The following is an 8,702-nucleotide window of genomic DNA, read 5'->3' as shown; positions in this document are numbered from 1 at the left end:
TGCCGCCCATCAGCTTGATCAGCCGCTCCGAGATCGCCAGCCCCAGTCCGGTGCCCTCGAACTGGCGCGAGCTGTCGGTGTCGGCCTGGTTGAACTCGCCGAAGATGATCTGTGCCTTGTCCGGGGCGATGCCGATGCCGGTATCCTCGACCGTGACCGTCACGCTGACCGAGTCGCTGTCGCTGCGCGGCAGGCCCACGACACGGATCAGCACATGGCCATGGGCGGTGAACTTCACCGCGTTGCCGACGAGGTTGGTCAGCACTTGGCGGATGCGGCCGGGGTCGCCGATGAACCCCGTCGGCGTGAACAGGTCGTAGTCGATCAGCAGCGCCAGCCCCTTTTCCTTCGCCGTGGGGCGCAGCAGCAGCACGACCTCGTGGATGCAGCGCTCGAGATCGAAGGGCACCGGGTGCAGTTGCAGCCGCTCGGCCTCGATCTTGGAATAGTCGAGCACGTCGTTGATGATCACCAGCAGCGCCTCGCCGGACGAGCGGATGGTTTCCGCGTAGAGGCGCTGTTCCTCGGTCAGCACGGTGTCGTTCAGCAGGTCGGCCATGCCGACGACGCCGTTCATCGGGGTGCGGATCTCGTGGCTCATGTTGGCGAGGAAGGTCGACTTGGCGCGGTTCGCAGCCTCGGCCTTCTGGCGCGCCTCACGCAGCCGGCGTTCGTAGCGCACCGCCGAGGTGATGTTGAGCGCCAGGCTGACGATGTCGCCCTCGTGGCCGCGCTGATCCATCAGGCGCACGTATTGCCCGTTCCACAGCCGGATCACCCGGGGCTCCGGGTTGCCGGCCTGCCAGCGGGTCAGCATCTCGCGCCGCCACTGGGCCGGAGGGGTGTCGCCGATGTCGATCACCCCCTCGTCGGTGGCCAGTTGCAGGGTGCGCATGTAGGTGACGCCCGGCGTGATTTCCTCCAGCCCGTCGAAGACCCTGATCCAGGCGCGGTTGGCGGCGATCATCCGGCCGTCGGCATCCCAGAAGGCGAAGCCGTCGGGGATCGTCTCGATCGACAGCCAGAGCCGCCGTTCGGCCACCGCGATGCGCTGCTGCGCCACGTCGAGATCGGATTTCACCTTCTCATGTGCGCTCAGCACCGTTTCGACCTCGGCGCGCTTTTCGTGGATCTGGTCCGACAACAGTTTCGCGTGCCGCCCAAGCTTGCGATTGGCAGCATGCAGTTCGGCCTGTTTCAGCTCGAGCAATCGTTCGGCGGCAAGGCGCGCGCGGCGCTCTTCCGCCAGTTTGCCAGCCAGGCTCATCGCCGGTTCTCCGTTGCGGGCCGCGTCCTTCGGCCCCCGGCGAGACTGGGCGGGGATAGATGAAGAATCCGTTTAGATCCGCAGGCGTTCGGAGGGAATGCTTGCCCTTTGCCGGGGCCGGAGGCACCCTCGCCCCATAGTGCAGGAGATTTCCGATGATCCGTTTCCAGTTGAGCCCCCTTCGGGGGGCTGTTGCCGCCGGCCTTGCCTCCCTGGTGCTGGGGGTCTCTGCCCCGCCGCTGCTGGCGCAGGAAGACACCTACATGCCGACGAAGCGGCTGCAGGTCTTCTCGGATACGGATTTCTCCGGCACGGACCTGCAACAGCTGCTGGATACCACCGTCGAGGCCTGCCGGAACGCCTGCCTGGCCGATGACAACTGCGTCGGGCTGACCTTCAACCAGCGCAACAACTCCTGCTTCCCCAAGTCCTCGATCCGCGACAGTGTCGGCTATGACGGTGCCTTCTCGGCGCGGGTCATCCCGGTGCCGCAATCGGCACGGGACCTGGCCGCTGACCGGGGCTTCGAGATCGCCGATTTCGTCGACGCGTCGCTGATCGCCACGGCGCGCGACGTGGCGCAGCGAATCTCGTTCTTCCATACGGCGGGCGATGCCGAGGCCGCGTCGCTGCGCAGCAGCGCGCTGGATCGCATGCGGACCGGCGAATTCCTGCTTGCCGCGCCCTATGCCGGGGCGGCCGCCGCCGCCTCGGATCGCAGCGATGACTGGGCGCTTTATTCCGATATCCTGCGCCAGGTGCAGGGCGAGGACGGCAACCGCGTCGCCACCTATCACCGCCGTGCGCTGCCGGCCGCGATCAACGCCTACCTGCGGGCCGAAACCGATGCCGACCGCGCCGAGGCGCTCTTCGTCATGGCCCAGGCCTTCGAGGACAGTGACCGCGGGCCGGCGATGATCCCGGCACTGCGTCTCGCCACCGAGCTGTCACCGCGCCGCGAGATCGCCGAGCTGCGTGACCGCGCCGCCTCTCTCTATGGCTTCCGCATCGAAGAGCACGAGGTCGAGCACAACGCCGCCCTGCCGCGCACCTGCGTCGATTTCTCGGCGCCGCTGGCCAAGGGGGTCGATTACGCCGACTACCTGCGCCTGCCGGATCCCGGCATGGCGGTCGAGCCACAGGGCAACCGGCTCTGCGTCATCGGCGGCGCCCATGGCGAGGGCTACACCGTGACCTTCCGCAAGGGCCTGCCCGCCCGGTCCGGCGAGGTGCTGGCCAGGGACGTCGAGCTGCGCATCTCGATCCCCGACCGCGATCCGCAGGTCCGTTTCCCCGGGCGTGGCTACGTGCTGGCCTCGGGGGCCGGGGCAGCGCTGCCGATCGAGACGGTGAACATCGACCGGGTGGATATCACGCTCTACAAGGTCACCGACCGCAACCTGATCCGCGCCATCCAGGACCAGATGTTCAACCGTCAGGTGTCCGAGTGGGAGCTGGAGGAGTTCTCGACCCAGCTTGCCACGCAGATCTGGCAGGGCGAGGGCGAGGTGCGCAAGGACCGCAACCAGGAGGTCACCACCCGCCTGCCCATGGACAGCGCGCTGGAAGGGCAGGTGCCGGGCGTCTATGCCCTGCGCGCCCGGGTGCCGGGAAAAGACGAATACGACTACCCCGCCGCGACCCAGTGGTTCGTGCTGACCGATCTTGGCCTGTCGACCTATTCGGGCACGGATGGTCTGCACGCCGTGGTGCGTGGCCTCGGCGATGCCGGGGCGCGCGCGGGGGTCGAGCTGACGCTGCTGTCGGCGGCCAACGCGGTGCTGGGCACGACGCAGACCGATGCGCAGGGCTATGCCCGTTTCGCCCCCGGCCTGACCCGGGGCACCGGCGGCGGCGCACCCGCCCTGCTGGTGGCGCGCAACGGGGCCGAGGACATGTCCTTCCTGGCGCTCAGCGACCCGGCCTTCGACCTGTCGGACCGGGGCGTCGCGGGGCGTGAGCCCGCCGGCGCCATCGACATGTTCCTGGCCACCGACCGGGGCGCCTATCGCGCCGGAGAGGTGATCCACATCACCGCCCTGGCCCGCAACGGCACCGCCGAGGCGATCCCGGACCTGCCCGTCACCGCCATCCTGACCCGCCCCGACGGCGTGGAATATGCCCGCAAGACAGTGACGTCTGGCGATGCTGGCGGCTATGTCTTCGCCTTCCCGGTGGGCACCACGGTGCCGCGCGGCTCGTGGCGGATCGCGCTGAAGTCGGATCTGGATGCGCCCGCGCTGGCCTCGGACACGGTGCTGGTCGAGGACTTCCTTCCCGAACGCATCGACGCCGAGCTGTCGCTGTCGGGCGATGGCACGATGACGCTGCTGGACGCGCGCGGGCTGTCGGTCGAGGCGCGTTACCTCTTCGGGGCGCCGGCGGCCGACCTGGCCGTCTCGGGCAGCTACCTGCTGGAATCCGCCTCGCGGCTGGAGGCCTTCCCGGGCTATCGCTTCGGTCGTCATGACGCCGAGACCGAACGCCAGCGCTTCTATTTCGACCAGGTGACCACGAACCCGCAGGGGCGGGTCGAGCTGCCGGTGCTCTTCGAGGACTACCGGCAGGACGTGCCGATGCCGATGCAGATGACCCTGACGACCCAGGTGCTGGAAGGTTCGGGCCGCCCGATCGAGCGGCGGCTGAGCGAAACCGTCCTGCCAGCCGAACCCTTCCTCGGCATCCGCCCCGAGTTCGACGACGTGGTCCCCGAGGGCACCGAGGCCGCCTTCCGTCTGATCGCCCTGGACCCGGCGCTGCAACCGGCCGAGACCGAAGTCGCCTGGCGCCTAAACCGCGTCACCACCCGTTACCAATGGTACAACCAGTGGGGCAACTGGGAGTGGGAGAGCTTCACCACCCGCACCGAGGTCGCCTCGGGCATCGCGCAGCTTGGCGCCGATCCGGTCACGGTCTCGGCCCCGGTCGACTGGGGCCGCTACGAGCTGGTTGTCGAGAGCACCACGGATGACCGCACCGCCGCCTCGATGGAGTTCTATGCGGGCTGGTATGTTCCCGCCGACACCTCGGCCACGCCCGACACGCTGGAACTGTCCCTGGACGCCGAAAGCTACCGCCCCGGCGATACCGCAGAGCTGCGCCTGGTGCCGCGCTACGCGGGCACGGCGCTGGTCTCGGTCATGTCCAACCGGCTGATCGATATGCAGGTCGTCGAGGTCAGCGAGGGCGAGAACATCGTGCCGCTGGAGGTCACCGAGGACTGGGGCGCCGGCGCCTATGTCACCGCCACCGTACTGCGCCCGATGGACCTCGCGGCGGGGCATAACCCGGCCCGCGCGCTCGGTCTGGACTATACGGCGGTGGATCCCGGGGCGAAGGCGCTCAGCGCCAGCTTCACCAGCGCCGAACGGGCCGATCCCCGCGCCCCCTTCACCGCCGAGGTGCAGGTCTCGGGCGTCACCGAGGGCGAGCAGGCCTATGTGACCCTCGCCGCGGTCGATCTGGGCATTCTCAACCTGACCAACTTCAAGGTGCCCGACCCGCAGGGCCACTACTTCGGCCAGCGCCGTCTGGGCATGGAGATCCGCGATCTCTACGGTCGCCTGATCGACCCCGGGCAGGGCGAGATGGGGCGCATCCGCTCGGGCGGGGACGCGGCGGGCGGTGGCGGTTTCGCCTCACCGCCGCCGACGGAAGAGCTGGTGACATGGTTCTCGGGGCCGATCCCTGTCGATGCCGAGGGCAAGGCCGCCGGCACCTTCGACATCCCCGCCTTCAACGGCACCCTGCGCCTCGTCGCCATCGCCTGGAGCAAGACCGGCGTCGGCGCCGCCAGCCAGGATCTGCTGGTGCGCGACCCGGTGGTCGTCACCGCCTCGCTGCCCAACTTCCTGGCGCCGGGGGATCGCTCCAGCCTGTTGCTGGAAGTGACCCATACGGAAGGGCCGACAGGCCGGATGCAGGTTGCCGTCTCGGCCCCGGGGCTTGAGCTGGGCGCATTGCCCGGCGGCTTCGACCTGGGTCAGCAGGAAAGCGCGCGCTTCCGGGTGCCGGTCTCGGCCGGGGCGGTCGGCGACTACCCGGTCGAGGTCTCGCTGACCACGCCGGACGGCACCGTTCTGACCCGGGCGCTGACCCTGCCGGTGCGGCGCAACACGCCCGAGGTTTCGCGCACGCAACGCTTCGCCCTGGCGCCCGGCGCGACCTTCACCCTGGATGGCGAGGCCTTCGACGGCTTCGACACCGACACCGCCCACGCGGTGATCTCGGCCGGGCCGCTGGCGCGTCTGGACGTGCCGGGCGTGCTCTCGGTGCTCGACCGCTATCCCTACGGCTGTACCGAGCAGATCACCTCGAAGGCCATGCCGCTGCTGTCGCTGGCGCCGGTGGCCGAAAGCATGGGCCTCGTCACCCAGGCGAAGGTGCGCGAGCGTATGGAGCTGGCCATCGACCAGGTGCTGGCGCGTCAGCGCGCCGATGGCGCCTTCCGGCTGTGGTCGGGCGGCGGCGGCACCTCCTGGCTGGATGCCTATGTGACCGACTTCCTGTCGCGGGCCCGGCTGGCGGGCTACGAGGTGCCGGACCAGGCCTTCACCCGCGCGGTCGAGAACCTGCGCAACCTCGTCAACTATGCGCCCGACTTCACCGCCGAGATCAACGGCGGCGGCGAGGCGCTGGCCTATCAGCTGATGGTCCTGGCGCGCGAGGGCGAGGCCTCGATGGGCGATCTGCGCTACTATGCGGATGTGAAGGGGGGCGACTTCGGCACCCCGATGGCGGCGGCGCAGCTGGGCGCGGCCTTGGCGATGTACGGCGATCAGCCGCGCGCGGATGCCATGTTCGCCCGCGCCCAGGCGCTACTGGCGCCCGCGCTGTCCGATGCCGAGCGGGTGATCCGCGCCGACTTCGGCACCTCGCTGCGCGATGCGGCGGGGATGCTGACGCTGGCCGTTGAAGCGGGCTCGCAAGCCATCGACCGGCAAGCGCTTCTGGCGCGGCTCTCGGCTGTCGAGGGGCCGCTCTCGACGCAGGAAAGCGCCTGGACGCTGATGGCCGCCGATGCGCTGATCGGCGATCCGGCGACGGCAGGCCTCTCGGTCGATGGCGCGCTGGTCGACGGCCCGATGATCCGCACCCTGCGCGGCAATGCCCTGACGCCCGCGGCGATCCGCAACGAGGGGGCGGCACAGGCCGACCTGACCCTGACCACCATCGGCGTGCCCGAGGGGCCGTTGCAGCAGGGCGGCTATGGATACGCCATCGAACGGACTTACTACACCACCGAGGGTCAGCGGGTCTCTCCCGACGGGGTTTCCGTCGGCACCCGTCTGGTGGCGATGCTGCGCGTCACACCCTTCGAAAAGACCGGTGCTCGGCTGATGGTTTCGGATCCGCTGCCGGCAGGCTTCCAGATCGACAACCCGAGCCTGCTACGTTCGGGCGACATGGGAGAGCTGGAGTGGGCCGACACCACCTACCCGGAGATGGCCGAGTTCCGCAGTGACCGCTTTCTTGCGGCCGTCGACTGGCGCTCGGACGACAGCTTCACGCTGGCCTATGTGGTGCGCGCGGTGACACCCGGAGACTACCTGCTGCCCGCCGCCTCGGTCGAAGACATGTACCGGCCGCAGTACCGCGCCAACACCGGCGAGACGCGGATCACGGTCGTCGAATGAGGTCCCGCGCCGCCTCAGGCCTGCTGGCGCTCGCGCTGGCCCTCTGGGGCGGCGCTATGGCCCGCGACGGGCTGGACCGCTGGGTCGATGCGACGGAACTGCCCGCCCTGTCCCCCGCCCGCTCTGTCGAGATGCGGGCCGCGGACGGGGCCCTGCTGCGGGCCTATACGGTCGAGGATGGTCGCTGGCGGCTCGACCTCGACAGCGCCGGGGTGGACCCGCTTTACCTGGCCATGCTGAAAGCCTACGAGGACCGGCGGTTCGGGGACCATGCGGGGGTGGATCCCCGCGCCATCCTGCGCGCCGGTTGGCAGGCGCTACGGCACGGTGAGGTGGTCTCGGGCGGCTCGACCCTGACCATGCAGGTCGCGCGCCTGCTGGAGCACAGCGGCACCGGGGCGTGGTCCGGCAAGCTGCGCCAGGCCCGCCTGGCGCTGGCGCTGGAACGGCGGATGAGCAAGGCGCAGATCCTGTCGCTCTACCTGACTCTGGCGCCCATGGGCGGCAACCTCGAGGGGATCCGCGCCGCCACCCTGGCCTATTTCGGCAAGGAGCCCACGCGGCTGACCCCCGCCGAGGCCGCGCTGCTGGTCGCCCTGCCGCAATCCCCCGAGGCGCGCCGTCCCGACCGCGATCCGCTGGCCACCCAGGCCGCCCGAGACCGCGTGCTGGAGCGTATGGTGCTGGCCGGTGTCATCGATGCCGAGACCGCGGCCGCCGCACGTCTGGACACCGTGCCAAGGGCGCGCAAACCCTTCCCGGCGCTGGCGCCGCACCTGACGGATCGAGCCCGCGCGGAAGATCCCGACACCCTGCGCCATGACCTGACGCTGGATGCCGCGTTGCAGGCGCAGCTGGAAACCCTGGCCGCCGAAGCGCTGCAGGGCCGCCAGTCGGAGCTGTCGATGGCGATCCTTGTCGCCGACCACCACAGCGGGGCGATGCTGGCCTCTGTCGGTTCGCGCGGATTTTCCGCTCAGGGGCAGGGGTTTGTCGACATGACGCGGGCCCTGCGCTCGCCCGGCTCGACGCTGAAACCGCTGATCTACGCGCTGGCCTTCGACCGGGGGCTGGCCCATCCCGAGACCATGATCGACGACCGCGCCACCGATTTCTCGGGCTATCGGCCGGTCAATTTCGACGGCGAGTTCCGCGGCCCGGTGCCGGTGCGCGAGGCGCTGCAGCTGTCGCTGAACCTGCCCGTGGTCTCGCTGACCGAGGCGCTTGGCCCGGCCAATGTCATGGCCGCGCTGCGGCGGGGCGGCGTGGAGGCCGAGCTGCCCGGCGGGGTGCCGGGGCTGGCCATCTCGCTTGGCGGGCTGGGGGTGACGCTGGAGGATCTGGTGAGGCTCTACGGCGGGCTGGCGCGGGGCGGGCAGGCGATGCCCCTGCACTGGCGTATGGGCGACCATGCCGAAGCGTCCGGTCGCCTGACCTCGGCGGCGGGGGCCTGGCAGGTCGGGCATATCCTGGCCGGTCTGACCCCACCCGAGGGCGGTCCGCGCGGCGAGATCGCCTGGAAGACCGGCACCTCCTACGGGCACCGCGATGCCTGGGCCATCGGCTTTGACGGCGCCCATGTGGTCGGGGTCTGGATCGGGCGCCCGGACGGCACGCCGGTGCCGGGGGCCTTCGGCGCCGACCTCGCCGCGCCGCTGCTGTTCCGCGCCTTTCAGCGCATCGCGCCGACGACCGAACCACTGCCCGCCCCGCCGCGCGAGGTGCTGCTGGTCTCCAATGCCGAGTTGCCGCCGCCGCTGCGCCACTTCCGCCGCCGGGGCGCCGCCCCGCGTGACTCC

3 protein-coding genes are annotated in these 8,702 nt (G+C 70.2%); 2 read left to right on the top strand and 1 reads right to left on the bottom strand.

What is annotated here, in order from left to right; genetic code table 11:
• Positions 1 to 1,267: histidine kinase dimerization/phospho-acceptor domain-containing protein (locus OS124_RS0121730; RefSeq protein WP_010142118.1), on the bottom strand; the 1,267-nt coding region annotated here is incomplete at its 3' end.
• 155 nt (positions 1,268 to 1,422) lie between these two features.
• Here OS124_RS0121730 and OS124_RS0121725 point away from each other — a divergent pair.
• Entirely contained in the window at positions 1,423 to 6,903 is a 5,481-nt protein-coding gene (locus OS124_RS0121725) for an alpha-2-macroglobulin family protein (protein ID WP_010142117.1), read from the top strand.
• Positions 6,900 to 8,702, top strand: a 1,803-nt coding sequence (gene pbpC / locus OS124_RS0121720) for a penicillin-binding protein 1C (RefSeq protein WP_010142116.1), incomplete at its 3' end; no start/stop codon positions are given. The genes OS124_RS0121725 and pbpC, both read left to right, overlap by 4 nt.

The sequence above is a fragment of the Oceanicola sp. S124 genome, assembly GCF_000220565.1.
Classification (GTDB): Bacteria; Pseudomonadota; Alphaproteobacteria; order Rhodobacterales; family Rhodobacteraceae; genus Pseudooceanicola.
This window is presented reverse-complemented; position numbering and strand designations above follow the sequence as displayed.

Bases quoted from the DNA above. Each gene is read 5' to 3' on its own strand.
- OS124_RS0121725 (WP_010142117.1), top strand. From the start codon at position 1,423: ATGATCCGTTTCCAGTTGAGCCCCCTTCGGGGGGCTGTTGCCGCCGGC.